The organism is Steroidobacter flavus, assembly GCF_042651805.1.
Classification (GTDB): Bacteria; Pseudomonadota; Gammaproteobacteria; order Steroidobacterales; family Steroidobacteraceae; genus Steroidobacter; species Steroidobacter flavus.
The window spans coordinates 1,029,942-1,048,860 of record NZ_JBHSDU010000014.1 but is presented as its reverse complement, the minus strand read 5'-3'; the positions used below and the strand labels follow the sequence as shown (position 1 = coordinate 1,048,860).

Sequence of the window (18,919 nt, the reverse complement as noted above, 5' to 3'; positions counted from 1 at the left end):
CCCTAGGCTATGTGAATTAGACAACTAAAACAATATTTGTTATTCGTATAACAAAGACACATAACACGGGGAGTGGCCATGACGATGCGATCGAACCGCTGGCTGATGGCGATGACGGGTTTAGCCGCGACCACGGCGTGGGCTCAGCAGGAGCCGGCTGGAGTGCTCGATGAAATCACGGTGACGGCGACCCGGCGCGCCGAATCGGTGCAGGACGTGCCCTACAACATTCAGGCGATCTCGTCGCAGACGCTCGATGTCATCGGGGCGCTGGAACAACGCGACTTCGCACGCATGATTCCCGGGCTGTCGATGGTCGACAGCGGGGCGCGCAGCGGCGTCGAGTTTGTGCTTCGAGGGCTGACCACCGGCAGCAACAGCGGCGCACTCGGCCAGACCACGACGACGTACGTCGATGAAACCCAGGTCGATCTGTACTTCGGCCTGCTGGATTTGAAGCTGCTCGATGTCGATCGCATCGAAGTGTTGCGAGGTCCGCAGGGCACGCTCTATGGCGGCGGTGCCATCGGCGGCACGTTGCGTTATATCTCTACCAAGCCCGATCTGCATGAGACCGACGCCCGGATCAGCACGATGGCATCGTCGACGGAGGGCGGCGGGACCAATCAGGATGTGAGCGGAATGCTCAATCTGCCGCTGGTCGAGGGCAAGCTCGCACTCCGCGCCAACCTCGGTTACTTCGACAACGACGGTTATATCGATAACGTCCGGTTGGGTACCAAGCGGATCAACTGGGACCGCACGACTTCCGGCCGGGTTGCTCTGCTGGCTCAACCGATTGATTCGATACAGATCGATCTGACGCACTATTACCAGCGTAGCAACTACGGTTCGCCCTCGGATGCGGACGAGTTCCTGGGCGGCCGACGCGTCGATAGTTACGCGCCGGAAGGAGAAGCTCAGCGCCGGGCCGGCTTGACGAACCTGTCGGTGAAGTTCGATTTCGGCTGGAGCGAGCTCACGTCCAGCAGTTCGTACGTGCGCGAGCGCGGACGCAACTTCGACGACAACACTTACTTCCTGCGCGACAGCGTGTTCGCGAGCTTCCTGCCTCCGGAGTTGTTGCCCGAGCTCACGTTGAGCACGGAACGATTGCGCGAAGGGCGGACGTTTACTCAGGAATTCCGCCTGGTGTCGAAGGATACGCAGCGTTGGGATTGGCTGGCCGGCCTGTACTGGTACGACAGCAAGACTTCCGAGGCCTTGCAGGAGCGCGTGACTCGTCCGTTCCCAGGCCAAGCGGATTTCGAGGACATCGTCATCGGTGCGCCACTGAACGACGACAAGGAATATTTCTTCACCTCGGACCCGACCAAGATCAGCCAGTGGGCGGTGTTCGGCGAGATCGGCTACCGAATCACGCCGGAGCTGCGCGTATCGCTCGGTGCGCGCCACTTCGACTATCGGTTGCGCGAGACGTTCTACGCGATCGATCAGTTCTTCGGTCCCGATGCTCGCGATGCGAACGGCCTGGCGCGTACCACGCCGATTCCCGAGGAATACAGTTTCGGGCGCGCGGACGATGCCGATGAAATCTACCGGCTCAATGCTTCTTACGACCTGACCGACGACGACCTGGTGTACGTGACGATTGCCGAGGGTTATCGCCCCGGCGGCTTCAATCTCGTCACGCCCAATACTGGCGTGCCGCTCGATGAGCGTCAGTACGATCCGGACAGCATCGTGAGCTACGAAGTCGGCGGCAAGATGTCGCTGGTCGATCGGCAGGTGTATCTGAGCACCGCCGTGTACTACATCGACTGGTCGGACATTCAAACATTGGTGCCGACGGACCTTGGCTTCACCATTTTTGGCAATGCCGGCAAGGCGACGGCGCGCGGCTTCGAGCTGGAGATGCAGTCCCGCGGGCTGTTGGCGGACGGGTTGTCGATGTCGATCGGCTACTCCTACACCAACGTGCAGCTGGAAGAGTCGATCGTCAACCTGGGATTGAAAGGCGATCACGCGCCTCGCGTCCCCGAGCATGCCGGCTCGCTGATGGCGGACTATGAGATCAAGAGCAACGCGGCGTGGACCGCGGGCGTCAATATTTCCACCAGCTATACCGGCCGTTCGGCCAGCGCGTTCGGTCCGCTCGTCCCGGAATTCGATGGCACGCTGCGGGCCAACGAGCTGTACCTGGAGCAGGAGGCGTACTGGCTGACCAACGTCGCTGCCCGCTTCCAGCTGAATGCGTGGACGGTGCGCTTGTTCGTCGACAACGTTTTCAACGAGGACGTTGACCTGCGGCGAGTCAGAGAGATGTCGGACTCCCAGTACCGCAGTCCGTATGTGATTCGAGGCGTGAATCAGCCGCGAACCGTCGGTCTGCAGCTGACCTGGGATCTTCGCTAGTGGAGCGCGGCTCCGGCCTGTCTCGGCTGTTCGAACGCAAGTCCATCGAGTCGCTGGTCGCACAAGCGCCAGCGTCGGCGGCCTTGCCGCGGACGCTGAGTTTCTTCAGCCTGACTTGCTTCGGCGTGGGTAGCACGATCGGCGCGGGTATTTTCGTGCTGACCGGTACTGTCGCGGCCGAGCATGCCGGGCCGGCGGTCGTGCTTTCGTTCGTACTTGCGAGCATCGCGTGTGCCTTGGCGGGGCTGTGTTACGCGGAGTTCGCGTCGATGGTGCCCGTCGCCGGCAGTGCCTACACCTATGCGTATGCAACGTTAGGGGAGGCGGTTGCGTGGACCATCGGTTGGTGTCTCGTGCTCGAATATCTGTTTGCGAGCTCGTTGATCGCGATCGGTTGGGCGGGTTACGCGACGTCCATGGCTGCGGACTTCGGCTTGGTGTTACCCGCGGCACTGACGCAGGCGCCATTGGATGTGACAGCGAATGGACTCGTTGCGACGGGCGGAATTTTCAACGTGCCGGCGGCAGCAGTCGTCGTGTTGTGTACGGCGTTGTTGCTCGCGGGAACGCAGCTGTCGGCGCGCGTCAACGATCTCATCGTGGTCGTGAAAGTTGTGGCCATCCTGATCGTCGGCATCGCGGGGCTGATGTTCGTGCAAGTCGACCATTGGACGCCGTTCCTGCCCGCGAACACCGGCACCTTCGGTAACTTTGGCCTCAGCGGCGTGGCGACGGGAGCTGCAATCGTTTTCTATGCGTACGTTGGCTTCGATGCTGTTTCGGCGATGTCGCAGGAAACGCGTGAAGCTCAACACGTCGTGCCGTGGGCGTTGATCGCGTCGCTGGTGATTTGCACCGTGCTCTATGTATTGGTTGCGCTGATGGTGACGGGGCTGACGGACTATCGCGAGTTAGGCGTCGCCGATCCGGTCTACGTTGCGCTGGCCGCTGCGGGGCCTGCGCTCGCATGGACGAAGCCACTCATCGGAGCGGTCGTCGTCGTCGGCCTGATCTCGGCATTGCTCGTCACACTGCTCGGTCAGGTGCGCATCTTCTACGGCATGTCGCGCGATGGTTTGTTGCCGCCGGCGTTTGTCGCGGTCCATCCGCGATGGCGCACCCCGCACATCGGCACGCTCGTCACTGGCGCGAGCGCGGCCCTCATTGCCGGCGCATTTCCACTGCAATTGCTGGGGGAATTGATTTCGATCGGCACGCTGCTCGCGTTTGCGATCGTGTGTCTCGGCGTGATCGTTTTGCGTCGGGGGCGGCCGGATCTGCCGCGTCCTTTCCGCGTCCCGGGTTATCCCTTAGTGCCCGTTGCCGGCATCCTGGTGTGCGTGGCATTGATGGCGAGTTTGCCGCGGGATACCTGGGTGCGCCTCGCGATATGGTTGCTCATTGGCGCCGCGCTGTATGCGGCGTATGGACTGAAGCACTCGAAGTTGAGGCGCTCTTGAATCGTCGGCGCCGAGGTGCATGATAGCAACACAATGGATAAAGACAGCTCGACGCAAGCCCGGCACGTGCATCGGTATCAATCGCTCATCCAGTCGCGGTCGGCGGAATTGAGCACGGCCGAACAGGCGGTCGCGGCGCATCTGGCCGCCCACCCCGAGCAGCTGCCGTTCGAGACGGCGGATTCGATCGCCAAACGATTGGGCGTGAGCTCGATGACCGTCGGTCGCACGCTCAAAGCCTTGGGCTACCAGGGCTTGGGAGAGCTGCGGTCGGAAATGCGTTCGGAGATGCCGGACGCGACCCGCGCGCCCTGGGTCAAGCGCGGCGCTACCGCCACCGCGCCGGTGCCAAAAAATCTGGAGCGGGCGCGAGCCATGCGCGCCGAGTTGGAAGCGGTCGAGTCAGTGCATGCGCTGGCGGAGACGCCGATGTGGCGCGAGGTCGTCAAAGTCATTGCGGCCGCCGACAAGGTGTTCGTCGCGGGCTTTCAGACCGAGCGCGGTCTGGCGATGGCGTTTGCCGATCAGCTCGCGTACGTGCGACCAGGCGTCCGTTACTTATCAGTCGACAGTCGTGCCTTCGCGGATTTGAAAACCGAGGCGAGCTCCCGCAGCTGCCTGTTGATGATCGATTGTCGGCGTTACTCGCGGTGGTTTCGTTTGCTGGCGCAAAAGGCGACCACTCTCAAAGTGCCGCTCGTGCTGGCCACAGATGCGTACTGCCGTTGGGCGAGCGAAGTGACGCCGCACGCGTTGCAAGTGCGGACCGACTCGGGGCGTTTCTGGGACAACAACGCGCCCATCACGAGCCTGTTGAATCTGTTGGTCGAAGACGTCATCGAGCAGCTGGGCGATTCGGTTTATGAGCATCTGGATGCGGCCACCGAATTCGGCACGACCTTCGTCGGCTTCGATCGAGTGCATCGGCAGCGCGGCGCTGAAGATGAAAAATCGTCGCGTAAGGCCGGGCAGCGCGGCGCGACCAAGAACGGCACGCGTGCCAAGGGGCGTTGAGTGTTGAATCTGAGTTGCGAGCGCGGCCGCACGATCGCGTTGAATCCCGAGACGACCGCGCTCGTCTGCATCGACTTCCAAAGAGACTTCGTGTCGCGCGACGGAATGGCTGCGGCTCGCGGCGCGACTGTCGATCGTTTGCTGTCGGCAACAGCCGCGGCGCGTGTCACGTTGGATGTTGCTCGTCAGCTAGGCATGTTTGTATGCCACACCCGAGAGATCTATGCGCCGGACCTGTCGGATCTGAATCGGTTCCGCCGGAAATTCGACAGCATCGTGGGCGAGGCCGGTCCGCTCGGAAGATTTCTCATTCGTGGCGAGCCGGGCAGTGAGATCGTCGATGAGATGCGGCCGCGAGCGGATGAGCCAGTGATCGATAAGGCCGGCTTCAGCGCCTTCCACCAAACGTCGCTCGAAAACATTCTGAGCGAGCGGCGCATCGAAACATTGCTGCTGACGGGCGTTACCACACAGTGTTGTGTGGCTTCGACGTTGCGATCGGCCGTCGATCTCGGCTACTGCTGCGTGCTGCTGGAGGACGCGTGCGCCGCCTATGATCCTGCGGATCACGAAGCGACGCTACGCGTGATTTACAGCGAGGGTCACACCTTCGGATGGGTGAGCGACACGACCCGTTTCAGGGACTCACGAACGGGTTGATGGTCTTGATCGTGCCGTCCGGGTTGTAGAACAGCTCGGTCACTTTCACGTTGCGCAGACGGGTCTGCCCCGACAGCTGCGAGTCCGCATAGAACAACCACCAGCGGCCGTCCGACTCGACGATGGAGTGGTGCGTGGTCCAGCCTTCCACCGGCTCGAGAATGCGGCCGGCGTACTTGAACGGCCCGTACGGCGAATCGCCGATGGCGTAAACGATGTAATGCGTGTCGCCGGTCGAGTAGCTGAAGTAATACTTGCCGTTGTACTTGTGCATCCACGACGCCTCGAAGAAACGGCGGTCGTGGTCGCCGCCAAGCAGCGGCTTGCCGTTCTCGTCCAGAATCACGACATCTCGCGGCTTCTCGGCGAACTCGAGCATGTCGTCGGTCAGCGCCGCGACCTTCGCAGTCAGCGCGGGCTGATCGTCCGCCTGGAGATCCGTCTTGGAACCGTTCGGATCGTACGTGCCCGTGGTATTCCGTTGCAGCTGACCGCCCCAGATGCCGCCGAAGTACATGTAAGTGCGACCGTCGTTATCCGTGAACACGGCCGGGTCGATGGAGAAGCTGCCTTTGATCGGCTCAGGACGCGGCTCGAACGGACCGGTCGGCGACTTGGAGGTCGCGACGCCGATACGAAACGCGCCTTGTTTGTCCTTGGCCGGGAAATACAGGAAGTAGGTGTCGTTCTTTTTCGCGGCGTCGGGCGCCCACATCTGCTTGTCGGCCCAAGGTACCTGACTCACGTCGAGCGCAACCGGATGTAATGTCACCGGCCCGCCGATCTTGTCCATGCTCAGGATGCGATAGTCACGCATCTCGAAGTGCGCACCCAGGTCGTCCTCTGGCGTCGTGCCGTCGATGTCGTGGCTGGGATAAACAAAAATCTTGCCGTCCCAGATGTGAGCTGAAGGATCGGCGGTGTAGATCTCGGAGACCAGCGGCTGCGAGAGATATTCGCGCTTTGCTTTAGCAGGTCCCTGCTGATCCGCCTTCGGGTTGTCCGCGGCGGGCGGTTCTTTGGAAGAGCATGCGGTCAGCACGACGAGCACGGCGCATGCGAGCAGATTCATCGGCGAACGATTCATGGGTTCCCCTGACATCGAGATCGGATGGCGGCGAAAGGTAGCACCATTTCAATGCCGCTGGTAGCGGTATCAGAAATGTCCCGGACGCGGGCGCTAACGCCAGAAGGGCACAAGAATTCTTCTCGAAGCTGTCCTCGCGCTGGCTCCGGAATGGCTCGAGAGACAGCGCGCGAGCGCAGAAAACCCTGTTGACAACGATGGCCAATGAGGTTCACGGTGGCGCCCGTCCAAGGAACGAGCAACGTCGTTGCGACCGTAGCGCGGTCAACAATGCGCGCGGCCGACGACTCATCAGGGGGTGACACATGAACGGATTCAAGTGGTCTCCGCTGCGACGGACTGTGCTCTGGGCAGCGCTGTTGTTGTTGCCGACGGCGGTCTGGTCGCAGACTTTGCCGACGGCGACGCAGGTTGCGGCACAGATTCAACTCGGCTGGAACCTGGGCAACACACTCGAAGCTCAATGCGGCGAGACGGCGTGGGGCAATCCGGCCGTCACTCAGGCATTTATCAACTCGGTGAAGGCTGCGGGCTTCAACGCCATTCGCATTCCGGCCGCCTGGGATTGTCACGCCAATCAATCGACGATGACCATCGACGCGACCTGGATGGCGCGCGTCAAACAAGTCGTCGACTACGCGCACGGTCAGGGCATGTACGTCATCCTGAACATTCATTGGGACGGCGGCTGGCTCGAGGAACATCCGCTGTACTCGTATCAGACGGCGAACAATCAGAAACAAAACGCCTACTGGACGCAGATCGCGACCACGTTCCGCGATTACAACGAGCGACTATTGTTTGCGGGAACCAACGAAGTGCACGCCGACTACGGCACGCCGACCGCCGAGCACATCGCCGTTCAACAGTCCTACAACCAGACTTTTGTAAACGCCGTGCGTGCCACCGGTGGCAATAACTCATCCCGCACCCTGGTCGTGCAGACCTACAACACCAATGCCTGGCACGGGCTGAATTATTTCTCGATGCCGACCGACACGATCGCCAGCCGGTTGATCGTCGAGATTCACCACTACGATCCGTATGACTTCACGCTCAACCCGAGCGGCAGTTGTTTGTATTGGGGCGCACCGTATCCGAGCCAGAGCGCGTGCACCTGGGCGCAGGAGGCTTATCACGACGATCTGTTCGCGCAGGTCAAGACCAAGTGGGTCGCGCAAAACATTCCGGTGATCATCGGCGAGTACGGCGTGGCCATGCGTGCGAACCTCAGCTTGCCGGCACGTCAGTACTATCTTGAGTACGTCAATCGAGCCGCGGCCACGAACGGGATCAAGACGTTCTATTGGGATAACGGCGTGCAGCCGAGCCAGACCAACGGCTTCGCGATCTTCGATCGCAACAGCGGAGCCGTCGTCGATCAGGGCGTGCTGGACGCGGTCAAGCGCGGCGCCGGCATCGGCACTCCAGTGACCTACACGCTCACCGTTACGAAAGCGGGAGCGGGCAGTGGCACAGTCACTTCGACGCCATCAGGAATCAATTGCGGCGCTACTTGTAGCGCGAACTATTCAACCGGCACGTCCGTCACGCTCACCGCGACGGCTGCGAGTGGTTCCGCGTTTGCAGGTTGGAGCGGCGCATGTTCAGGGACTGCTTCGTGCACTGTTTCGATGACGGCGGCACGGGCAGTCACAGCGACTTTCAACAGCACTGCGACGACCTTTTCTCTCGCCGTGACCAAGACCGGTACTGGCACCGGCACGGTCACATCGTCGCCATCCGGTATCAATTGCGGCAGCACCTGCACGGCGAACTATGCGAGCGGCACTTCTGTAACGCTGACCGCTGTTGCGGCGAGTGGCTCAGCTTTCGCCGGGTGGAGCGGGGCATGCACGGGCACGAGCACATGCACGCTGTCCATGACCGCGGCTCGGAATGTGACCGCGACATTCAACACGAGCGGTACGGGCGGCACTTGTTCCAATCCTGTCTCGTTCACTTTCAACACCGGCAACTTCAATACCACGGGTGCGGTTTGCTATCGAACCAGCCAGACCATCAACGGCTGGGGCTGTTCGAACTTCGACGGCCGGACCTTGACGGTCGGCGGGGTGGCCAGAACCTGCGGCCAGCTGCCGCTCACCCGCTCGGCGGATGGTTATTACTACTTCTCCGTCACGGGCGGCACGTATCCCTGGGCGAGCATTTACGCCTGGTAATGGACAATGGATGTCGAGCGGACGACACGAGCTCGTGTGTAGCGCAGTTCTACAAAAATAGCGGCCAGGAAGCTTTATCGACTGGCCGCGATAGAAATGTTGTCCATCGGTAGACATTTGTCCGAGTTAAGGCGTATGATCATTAGTGAACAATATTTCATTGCCGATCCGGGGTTGCGCCGGGTCGGCGACGATGACGAGTGGGGGACGGCGACGATCGCGTGAGACAAGCGCGGCGTCGCGCATGGCACGCCCTCAACGATTGGCACGACAGGTCAAGCAATGGGGGATACGTTGTTATGGCTGAGGTGAGTTCACACGGGGCGGAGCACGGATCGTCCGTAACTATCGCCGTGCGCCGCGCACTACATCTTCGTAACGCGGCGTCGACAGTACCGGCACTGGCGATATTGCTGGCGTTATCAACGACACCGGCACAATCGCAGAATGCTTCGGGGGCGTCTTCCGAAGTGGAAGAGGTCGTCGTTACCGGCATTCGCGAGCAATTGAAAACATCGCAGGCTCGCAAGGCCGAAGCGGAAGAAATTCTCGATTCGATCACCGCCTCAGACATCGGCGCGTTGCCCGATCGCAGCGTCACCGAAGTTCTACAGCGCATTCCCGGCATAGCGATCGGGCGAGTGCCCGAGGCGCGTGATGCCGATCGCATCGCTGTAGAAGGAGCGGGCGTCACTGTGCGCGGGTTGACCTGGGTGCGCAGCGAGTTGAACGGTCGGTCCGCGTTCTCCGCGAAGAAGAGCCGCACGCTCGGATTCGAAGATATTCCGCCCGAGCTGATGGCCGCGGTCGACGTGTACAAGAATCCATCGGCGGCGATGATCGAAGGCGGGCTGTCGGGTGCCGTGGACCTGCGGACCCGATTACCCTTCGATAGTCCCGACCGCGCGATCGGTGTGTCGGCGGAATACGCGGTGGGCGATCTTGCGAACAAGGAGCGTCCGTCGGGTTCATTTCTTTTCAGCGATCGCTGGAACACAGGCATCGGCGAGTTGGGTTTCCTCATCTCAGGCAGCGCATCGCAGCTCACGAGTCAGACGCATACTCTGCATATCGACAAGTACTACTCGCGCACCAACTTGCCGGGCTACGAAGGCCAGACGGTGTTTGCACCTGGCGGCGTCGGTTGGCGTGAGCTCACCGTGGATCGCGATCGCCTCGGCGGTTCGTTGGCATTGCAATGGCGGCCGAGCGATACCGTGGATGTATCGCTGCAGTATTTCATCGCCGACGCAACGTTCGAACAGAACGAGAACGCTTTGTGGACCGAGCAGGGCAACGGCCTGACCGGGAGCAATCTGCAAGTCTCCAATGGCTATCTGGTGGGGGGCGACATCGCCAATAACTTTTTCAACGGCTCGGCACGCTACAACGAGCGTGAAAGCAAGAACCATGACGCGGCTTTGCATCTGACCTGGCACCCGGGCGATCGATGGCGCTTCGACATGGACGTGCAGCGAGCGCTGGCGGACACGGACGCCGCCGACCTGACGATCGGATCGCCGACCTTCGCGCAAAGCGATCCCAATGCGCTGGCAGTCAACCTGCGCCTGAATGGCAGTAACGAGCCCAGCATCCGAGTCAGGCCGAACAGCGTGATGACCGATCCTGACCAGTATTACTACGGCTGGGCGATGGATCATTACGAGAAGAACGATGCCGATGCCTGGGCGTATCGCGCCGACGGCGAGTACACGTTCGATAACAACGACTGGATGGATCGCATCCGTTTCGGCATTCGTCACGAGGATTACAACTCGACGACGCGGGAAACGGGCTATCGCTGGGGAACCGTCGCTCAATCGTGGGGCGGCGGCGCCACGACGTTCGGCGATGGGGGCGTGCCTTATGTCCAGCAGGGATTTTCGGATTGGTTCCACGGCGGGCGGGCGCCGAGCACTTATCTGTTCCCGCGATCCTCGGCGTTCAACAGTCGCGCGGCCTTCGAAAGCACGATTCACACCGTCGAAACTCTGGGCACGAACTGCTGCGACTGGACGCCGTGGAATGGCGATTTCGCCGATACGACGCCCGGCAACGACGGCCTCGGCATCAACACTCAGAATCAAAAGACCTTGGCCGGCTACGTGAACGCGCATTTCGGCAAAGGCAAGCTCGACGGCAATCTGGGCGTGCGCGTGGTGCGGACCGAAAATTCCGGGACGGGACTGCTCACCTTCAGCGGCGCCAACCTGATCGGTGCACCGGATGAGTCGGCGTTCGCGAACGGCGCGTCGATGGAAGCGACCGATGAGAACACCTATACCGATGTGCTGCCGAGCCTGAACGTACGGTTCAAGGTGCAAGATAATGTGTTCCTGCGCCTGGCGGTCGCGCGGTCGCTCGCGAGGCCGGATTTCCCGCTGTTGTTACCGGCGATCAACATTCAGGCCAAGCTCGGCGTGATGGTCAATGGCACCTGCAACGAGCTGCCCGACGGCGCGGGCGTGGGCAACTGCGTGTCTCAATACAATGGCTTCTCGGGCAATCCGGATCTCGAGCCGATGCGCTCGTGGCAATACGATCTGGCGGCGGAGTGGTATCTCAATCCCACGAATTCTCTGACCGGTGCAATTTTCTACAAGCAGCTCGAAGGGTTCATGGAAACGTCGTTGAACTCTTCGGTGGAGTACACCAACAACGGTCAGACGCGCACGGTTCGAGTATTGCGACCGGAGAATCAAGGTAACGGCTATGTGCAGGGCTTCGAGGTCGCTTACAACAGCTTCTTCGATTTCCTGCCGGGGTTCTGGAAGAACTTCGGCGCGCGAGCAGCGTTCACTTATGTGGAGAGCGGCGGGACGCGCAATGTGGCGGCGAATCCGTACGATCAGAACCAGCGTGACAACTCAGCGCTCGATAACTATCCGCTCGAAGGGTTGAGCAAGACCAGTTACAACGCCGAGCTGTACTACAGCACGCAGCGCTTTGAGGCGCGGCTGGCTTACAACTGGCGTGAGAAATATGTGCTGACGATGGCGGCGGCCAATCTGAACATTCCGGCCTGGGCCGACGACTACGGTCAGCTCGACGGTTCCGTGGTGTGGAATGCGACGCCGAAGCTCAAGGTCGGCTTGCAAGCGGTCAACCTCACGGACGCGCCGTATCGTATTCTGGTCGATAACTTCGTCGATCGGACCGGGCTCACTTATCACAACTGGGTGAGCGCGGACCGGCGTTACAACGTGTTTGTTAGGTGCACCTTCTGACAGTCGACAAGCGTCTATGCATTTCGTGATCGTCGGCGGCGGCTCCGCGGGTTGGATGGCCGCCGCCGCGCTGGCCCACGCGCTCAAGGGCACCCATCGGATCAGTCTGATCGAGTCCGAGGAGATCGGCACGGTCGGTGTTGGCGAAGCGACGATTCCGCCGCTGCAATTCTTCAACAAAGTTCTGGGGATCAACGAGCGGGAGTTTGTTCGGGCCACACAGGCCAGCTTCAAGCTGGGCATCGAGTTCCGTCACTGGGGCCATGCCGGACATCGTTACTTTCATCAGTTCGGCGAGTTCGGCGCCAACATCGATGGCATTTCGTTTCATCAATTCTGGCTGCGCCTCAAGGCGAACGGACATCCTCATCCGCTCAGCGATTATTCGCCGGCGGCAATTGCAGCTGAGCAAGGCAGGTTCCTGCCACCGTTTCCGACCATGCCCAAGGACATGCCACAGCTCGCATATGCCTACCACTTCGATGCCGGGCTCTATGCTCGATTCCTTCGAGGCTACGCGGAACAGCGCGGCGTCGTGCGCCATGAAGGGCGTATCGTGCATGTCGACCGCCATGGCGAAAGTGGCTTCATTGAAGGGCTACGGCTGCACGATGGTCGGGCGCTCAAAGGCGACTTCTTTATAGATTGCTCCGGGTTCCAGGGGCTGCTGATCGAGCGCACGCTGGAAACAGGTTTCGAAGACTGGTCCCATTGGCTGCCGTGCAATCGCGCACTCGCCGTTCCTTGCGAAAGAAACGAAGCAGGCTTCGTCCCGTACACGCGTTCGACGGCGCACCAGGCGGGTTGGCAGTGGCGCATCCCACTTCAGCACCGCACGGGCAACGGTCACGTCTACTGTTCGAACTACGTGACCGACGACGAAGCGGCGCGCATTCTGCTCGATAACCTGGATGCCAAACCTCTCGCCGAACCGCGGCTATTACGTTTCACCACCGGGCGGCGGAGGAAATTCTGGAATGGCAATTGTGTAGCATTGGGATTGGCGGGCGGCTTCATGGAGCCGCTCGAGTCGACCAGCCTGCATCTGGTGCAAGCAGCGGTGTTTCGTTTTCTGTCATTGATGCCGCTGTCCGCCTCGGTCGATCCGGCAGCGGAGCAAGAATTCAATCGACTCAGCATCGCGGAGTACGAGCAGATCCGCGACTTCATCATCCTGCACTACGTCGCCAATCGGCGCGACGAGCCGTTCTGGCGCGACTGTCAGCACATGTCCATGCCCGATACGCTCGCGCATCGGCTGGAACTGTTTCGCTCGCGAGGTAAGGTCGCTCGACATGACGGGCAGCTGTTCGCCGATGCGAGCTGGGTCGCGGTCATGCTGGGGCAGGGGATCGAGCCGCAGCGGTGGGATCCGCTGGCCGATATCCTGCCGCTCGCCGAGCTACAGCAGCAGGCCGAAAGACTGCGAAGTCATCTACACGCCGCCATCGAACACATGCCGAGCCATCGGCAGTTCATCGAGCACAACTGCAAAGCGGCGTGATCACAAACCTCCAGGGAACAAACGCATGATTCCGATGAATCGTTCGGCGATGGTTGCGCTGACGCTTTGCTTTAGTGGCATGGTCACCGCCGAGCCCTTGGGCTTGCTCGATCGCAACGGCAGCTTTGTAGCCATCGAGCCGTACGCACCCAACATCGTGCGGGTGACATTGAGTTTGGAGAAGGACCGCGTGGTTGCGCCCGCTGGCTACGGGTTCATTGCCAATCCCGACGCCAAGGGATGGAAGCATGATGTCGCGGCATCGGGAGATATCTTTTCTTCGTCGGCGTTGTCCGTCGAGGTCAAGGTTCAACCGAACCCGGGGCCCCCGAATCAAATGCAGCGTTACTTCGCGCCGTCGCTGCCGCCCGTGTCGCTAACGGTCCGCAAGCCGGGCGGCGAGACCATTGTCGAAATGAGCGGCTGGGAGCTGGCGCCTCACACGGTGAATGGCGAGCAAACATTCCGCGTCGGCGCGAGCTTCGTCGCGCCTTCCGATGAGCACTACTACGGGCTAGGTCAGAATCAGGAGGGCATTCTCGATCACCGCGGTCGAACGATCGACTGCAAGCACAACTACGATGCGCCCGCCGGTGAAACGGTCTGCGTGCCGTTTCTGGTGACGAACAAAGGCTACGGCATTCTTTGGGACAATCCTTCCGGCACGACGATCTCGGCCGGGCTGCAAGGTCGCACGTCGTGGCAATCGAAAGTCGGCGAGCGGGTGTCGTATTTCGTGATCGCAGGCGAGACCGCTGACGCTCTCTACGCGGGTTATCGAAAGCTCACAGGTGTCACGCCGTTGCCGCCCAAGGCTGCGTTCGGTTACATCCAGAGCAAGGCGCGTTACGAGAGTCAGCAGCAAGTGCTCGATGTTGCGGCGGGCTATCGTCGGCGTGGCTATCCGCTCGACATCATGGTCGTCGACTGGTTCTACTGGACGCGCATGGGGCAGCTCGACATCAACCCGGTCGATTTCCCATCGCCGGCGACCATGAACAAGACGCTCAACGAGCAGGGCGTGCGCTCGATGATCAGCGTCTGGCCGCGCTTCGAGCTCGAGTCGCGCTATTTCGATCTGCTGGCGTCGAAAGGCTGGTTGTTGAAGCATGCGGACGGCCGACCGGTCGATGGGCTGCCGATCCGCAGCGATCGCGCGGGAGCCTTGCTCGACAGCACCAATCCCGAGGCGCGCGAATGGTTCTGGGGCAAGATCCGGGACAACATCGCTTCGCAAGGCTTCGATTGGTTCTGGCTGGACGAAACCGAGCCGGACCTCGTGCCCGACGGTTATTTCTATAGTATTGGCACCGGCGATCGCTATCGAAATCTGTATCCGCTGGTCCACACCCAGGGCGTCGCCGAAGGCTCGCGACGCGATCGACCCAACAAGCGCAACTTGATCCTGGCTCGCGCGGCGTACATCGGCTCGCAACGCTACGGAAATCTATTCTGGTCCTCGGACATTCATCCGACCTGGGAAGCATTGAAGCAGCAGGTCACGACCGGTTTGAACTTCACCGCGTCAGGGCTGGCTTACTGGGGCAACGACATCGGCGGCTGGCAGTGGTACACGCCAGCTCACAGGTCGGAGCACAAGCCGCTCGTCGATCCATCCGACGCGCGCAATGTCGTCGGCAACTACGATGACTATCCGGAGCTGGCTGTTCGTTGGTATCAGTACGGAACGTTCTTGCCGACGATGCGAGCGCACGGCCTGCGCAAGGAAACTGAGGTGTGGTCGTATGGCAAGGAAGCCGAGACCATCATCAGTCGATATCTGAAGCTGCGTTACACCTTGATGCCGTATCTGTATTCGTTGGGCAAGCGTACCTATGACACGGGTGCGCCATTCATGCGGGCACTGTTCATGGACTTCCCGAGCGATCCGAAGGTGTTCACTATCGGCGATCAATATATGTTCGGCCCGGCTTTCCTGGTGGCGCCGGTGACAGAGCAGGGGAAAGAGAGTCGCGAAGTGTACTTGCCGGCCGGCAGCGATTGGTACAACTACTGGACCAACGAGAAACTTGCGGGTGGACAAACGGTCACGGTCGCGGCGCCGATCGATGTGATTCCTCTGTTTGTTCGCGCGGGCTCCATCGTGCCGATGGGCGTGGATGTTTCCAGCACCGCGACACCTCAGTCGCTCAAAGAAATTCGGATCTATCCGGGCAAGAATGCCGAGTTCACGCTCTATGACGATGACGGCGTGTCGTACGACTATGAAAAAGGAATCGGGCGCACGACCCGATTGAAATGGGACGACAAGCTGGGGCAGCTCTCCGCTGAAGGCGATAAAGGTGTCAGTCGCGCCGTTCGCGAGCTGATCAAGATCGTTCGCTAGTTTGTTGCCGTGCGATTGCGATCAATCTACCGATGAACTTGAGTTCCATTGCACGCTCACGCGCTGCGGCGAATAAATGCGCCTCAGCAAGCGGAGTCGAGCAGTGTTTGATCGCCTTGAATGTTGCTGTATCGAGGGGTATATCCTGCAGCGATCCGACTGCGGACGAGTCGCGCTCGACCGCGGTTGTTTCTCTCTAATCTCTCGTGCTGCGGTAGCAGCCTCGACGTTGCCGCCCGCCCGCGCGAGCGATGGCTGCGATGTTCCTTGGGGATTACCGCAATGACAACATTCGCTGTGCGCGTTCGGCGCTCATTCCTCGCACTCGGTGTCGGTACTCTCGTGGTAGCAAGTGGGGCACCGCTCGCGGCCTCGAACAATTCAGAAACAGAGGAACGCAGCCGCATTGCCGCGGCGAATCTCGAAGATGCGATCGTCGTCGACTGTCAGCTGCCCGGAAAGCTGCAGAAGCTCGGCGGCATGCGCTCTTATCTAACACCCGGTCGCCTGGTGCGATTGTCGGCAGTCGACTGTCGCGCACGCGGCGGCGAGTACACCATCGGAGATCTTGCGAGCGGCACACTGTCTATCGAGCGCTGGATGCCACTCGCGAAAGCGGGTGAGCCAGAAGCTCAATACTATGTCGCGCGAATCTATGCGAACGGCATGGGCGGCGTGGAGAGCGATCCTGCGGTCGCGGCGACTTGGTATCAGCGCGCCGCCGATCAGAATTATTCGCCGGCGATCCAGGAACTGGGGTATCTGTACGAGCAGGGCCTGGGAGTCCAGAAGGATCCGATGCTCGCGCTCAATCTGCAGCGCAAGGCTGCGGGCCTGGGTGACGAGCTCGACTACGCGTGGAAGATTTCAGAAGCGGAAGAGGAAGGTGCCAAGCAAGTCGCGGCGCTGAGTGAGCAACTCGACGCTTCCAACGCGGAGCTGCAGAGCCTGAGGTCGCAGCTGTCCGATACCACGAATGCTGCCTTCCAGGCGCGAGCCCGACTCGCCAAGTCCGAATCCGCTGCACTCGATCTGCGCGAGCAGTTGGCTGCAGCCAAGCAAGGTCAGGGGGATGGAGCGAAGGTCGCGGAACTGCGCAATGCACTGGCCGCCAAGGAAAGTGAGCTCGGTGCGGCGCGTGACCAGATGAATGCTCTGAATGCGCAGCTCACCGAACAACAGACAAAACTGTCGAGCCGCATGGCGCAGTCGCAGGCCTCCAGCATGGAGCTCAATGAGCTGCTGACGGGCGAGCGGGCGAAGAATCAGCAGCTTACTGCGCGTCTGGCTCAAGCGGATCAGCGGCTGTTGCGCTCCGAACAGGAGCTTGGCGATCTGCGCACCCAATACCGTGCCGAGGTCGACCAACTAGTGGCCGAGAGGGAGGAAGTCGAGCGCGCCGCCGAGAAATCGAAGGATCAGGCAGCGGCGATGCTGTCGGCACGTGAGCGAGATCTCGATCGTCAAAAAATGCGCGCTGCCTCGCTCGAGAAAGCGTTGGCAGAGGCAAGCCGCGCGCAGGTCGATGCCGCCAAAGCTGCCGCGAAGTCGACAAACACGGACAAGCAAGCGAACGTGAATTCCTTACGATCGCAGCTGGAAGATCAGCAGAAGCAGATCAAACAGCGGGAGCAGGAAATCGCATCGCTGCGAACGCTGGCTAAACAAGACAAGGCCGCGCTCATGCGCGAGTTCGAAGGGCAGATGGCGGCCCGCAATGGCGAGCTTCAGGAGAAGCAGCGTCGCTTGACCGCCTTGAGCTCTGAAACCGAGACCTTGCGCTCGGAAGTGCAGCGGCTGAATCAACAGCGCGACAAGGATCAGGGCGGAGCAGCCGATGAAGCGGCGCGAGCACGCGCATCCTTGCGAATGGCACAGCAGAAGCTCAACGAGCAGCGCGAACGGCTCGATCAGCTGCAGACGGAAAAGGCCACCGACATGGCGGCACTGGCCCAGGCGCGCGATGAGCTGCAACGTCAGCTCTCGACGAACCGCCAGGCCAGCGAAATGCAGATCGCGTTCCTTAGAAAAGATCTGGAAGCGCGCCAACAGGATCTCAAAGCGAAGGATTCTCAGATCGCCGGCCTCAATGAGCGATTACAGGAGCAGTCGAAGCGATTCGACGCGCTGGTGGCGCAGACACTGTCTAACGACAAGACAGCGGATAAAGGCACGGTCCTGGCGAGCGCTCAGGTTCCGCCGACCCAAGGCATGGGCAAGATGCGCTCGGTCGACAGCCGGCCGACCCCGGTCCAGCTCTCGCTCGGCGAGCTTCGCAGTAGCAGTAGTGGGAACTATCACGCCATCGTCATCGGCAACAGTCTCTATCACTACATGGAGTCGCTGGATACGCCGGCGAACGACGCGAAGGAAATTGCGCAGCTGTTGAAGGAGCGCTATGGCTTCCAGGTGCAGTTGCTGCTCGATGCGACGCGCGAACAGATCATGGTGGCGTTGCATGATGCGAAGCGCACGCTGACGCCCCAGGACAACCTGCTTATCTATTACGCCGGGCATGGCGATGTGGATGCCGCCTCCGGTCGTGCGTTCTGGCTGGGCGTCGAGGCCGATCGGGACACGCATGCGGGCTGGCTCGAAGCCGATCACATTCGCGCCAAGATCAAAGAAATGAATGCGAAGCATGTGCTGCTGGTGGCGGACTCGTGCTTCTCCGGTGCCATCACTCATCCGAAGACCACAACCATCGGCCGGGGCCTGAACGAAACACGGCTGCGCGTTCAATGGAATCGCCGGGCGCGCATGGTTCTGACTTCGGGCGAAGTCACGCCCGTCGCGGACAGCTCAGGCGACAGCAATCACTCCGTATTCGCTCGATATTTCATCCAGGTCCTGCGCCAGAACGACAACGTCATGAGCGGCGAGATGCTGTCGCACGAGCTCAGCGGTCGGATGCTCGCGCAGCCCGTCCAGGTCGGGCAGAACGGCCAGCGTCAGCGGCCGACGTATTCGACCTTGCAAGACGCCAATCACGATATCGGCGATTTCTTCTTTGTGCCGGTGGCCGAGCCGGTGAAAGTCGCCGCGCTGAATTACTGACCAT

General features: G+C 60.8%; 10 protein-coding genes. 9 read left to right on the top strand and 1 reads right to left on the bottom strand.

Going from position 1 to position 18,919, the window contains the following annotated elements; translation table 11 throughout:
• Nucleotides 1-78 precede the first annotated feature (78 nt).
• Genes ACFPN2_RS26975 through ACFPN2_RS26960 form a run of 4 tightly spaced genes read left to right on the top strand, consistent with a single transcriptional unit; the run spans nt 79 to nt 5,510 of the window.
• Entirely contained in the window at nt 79-2,376 is a 2,298-nt protein-coding gene (locus ACFPN2_RS26975) for a TonB-dependent receptor (RefSeq protein ID WP_380602425.1), read from the top strand.
• On the top strand, nt 2,376-3,836 hold the full coding sequence (locus ACFPN2_RS26970) for an amino acid permease (RefSeq protein WP_380602423.1): 1,461 nt from the start codon (nt 2,376-2,378) through the stop codon (nt 3,834-3,836). Before ACFPN2_RS26975 ends, ACFPN2_RS26970 begins: the two co-directional genes overlap by 1 nt.
• Before the next feature lie 33 nt (nt 3,837-3,869).
• Nucleotides 3,870-4,850: a MurR/RpiR family transcriptional regulator gene (locus ACFPN2_RS26965; protein WP_380602421.1), complete on the top strand. Its 981-nt coding sequence runs from the start codon at nt 3,870-3,872 to the stop codon at nt 4,848-4,850.
• Nucleotides 4,851-5,510, top strand: a complete 660-nt coding sequence (locus tag ACFPN2_RS26960; RefSeq protein ID WP_380602419.1) for a cysteine hydrolase family protein — start codon at nt 4,851-4,853, stop codon at nt 5,508-5,510.
• On the opposite strand, the gene ACFPN2_RS26955 is transcribed toward ACFPN2_RS26960, so the two are convergent.
• Nucleotides 5,488-6,597 (bottom strand): glycoside hydrolase family 43 protein, encoded by a 1,110-nt coding sequence (locus tag ACFPN2_RS26955; RefSeq protein ID WP_380602417.1) that lies wholly within the window; start codon nt 6,595-6,597, stop codon nt 5,488-5,490. The genes ACFPN2_RS26960 and ACFPN2_RS26955 overlap by 23 nt on opposite strands.
• A 305-nt stretch (nt 6,598-6,902) precedes the next feature.
• On the opposite strand from ACFPN2_RS26955, the gene ACFPN2_RS26950 reads away from it, so the two are divergent.
• The 5 genes from ACFPN2_RS26950 to ACFPN2_RS26930 all read left to right on the top strand — a co-directional run bounded on the left by ACFPN2_RS26950 (nt 6,903) and on the right by ACFPN2_RS26930 (nt 18,915).
• Nucleotides 6,903-8,780: a cellulase family glycosylhydrolase gene (locus ACFPN2_RS26950; protein ID WP_380602415.1), complete on the top strand. Its 1,878-nt coding sequence runs from the start codon at nt 6,903-6,905 to the stop codon at nt 8,778-8,780.
• Between the two features lie 299 nt (nt 8,781-9,079).
• Nucleotides 9,080-12,007, top strand: a complete 2,928-nt coding sequence (locus tag ACFPN2_RS26945) for a TonB-dependent receptor (protein WP_380602413.1) — start codon at nt 9,080-9,082, stop codon at nt 12,005-12,007.
• A 16-nt stretch (nt 12,008-12,023) separates the two neighbouring features.
• Nucleotides 12,024-13,511 (top strand): tryptophan halogenase family protein, encoded by a 1,488-nt coding sequence (locus tag ACFPN2_RS26940; protein WP_380602411.1) that lies wholly within the window; start codon nt 12,024-12,026, stop codon nt 13,509-13,511.
• A gap of 34 nt (nt 13,512-13,545) precedes the next feature.
• Entirely contained in the window at nt 13,546-15,858 is a 2,313-nt protein-coding gene (locus ACFPN2_RS26935) for a glycoside hydrolase family 31 protein (protein ID WP_380602858.1), read from the top strand.
• A 282-nt stretch (nt 15,859-16,140) separates the two neighbouring features.
• Nucleotides 16,141-18,915 (top strand): caspase family protein, encoded by a 2,775-nt coding sequence (locus ACFPN2_RS26930; RefSeq protein ID WP_380602409.1) that lies wholly within the window; start codon nt 16,141-16,143, stop codon nt 18,913-18,915.
• The last annotated feature ends 4 nt before the right edge of the window (nt 18,916-18,919 follow it).

Bases quoted from the DNA above. Each gene is read 5' to 3' on its own strand.
- ACFPN2_RS26950 (WP_380602415.1), top strand. From the start codon at position 6,903: ATGAACGGATTCAAGTGGTCTCCGCTGCGACGGACTGTGCTCTGGGCA.
- ACFPN2_RS26955 (WP_380602417.1), bottom strand. From the start codon at position 6,597: ATGAATCGTTCGCCGATGAATCTGCTCGCATGCGCCGTGCTCGTCGTG.
- ACFPN2_RS26945 (WP_380602413.1), top strand. From the start codon at position 9,080: ATGGCTGAGGTGAGTTCACACGGGGCGGAGCACGGATCGTCCGTAACT.
- ACFPN2_RS26940 (WP_380602411.1), top strand. From the start codon at position 12,024: ATGCATTTCGTGATCGTCGGCGGCGGCTCCGCGGGTTGGATGGCCGCC.
- ACFPN2_RS26975 (WP_380602425.1), top strand. From the start codon at position 79: ATGACGATGCGATCGAACCGCTGGCTGATGGCGATGACGGGTTTAGCC.
- ACFPN2_RS26930 (WP_380602409.1), top strand. From the start codon at position 16,141: ATGACAACATTCGCTGTGCGCGTTCGGCGCTCATTCCTCGCACTCGGT.
- ACFPN2_RS26935 (WP_380602858.1), top strand. From the start codon at position 13,546: ATGAATCGTTCGGCGATGGTTGCGCTGACGCTTTGCTTTAGTGGCATG.
- ACFPN2_RS26965 (WP_380602421.1), top strand. From the start codon at position 3,870: ATGGATAAAGACAGCTCGACGCAAGCCCGGCACGTGCATCGGTATCAA.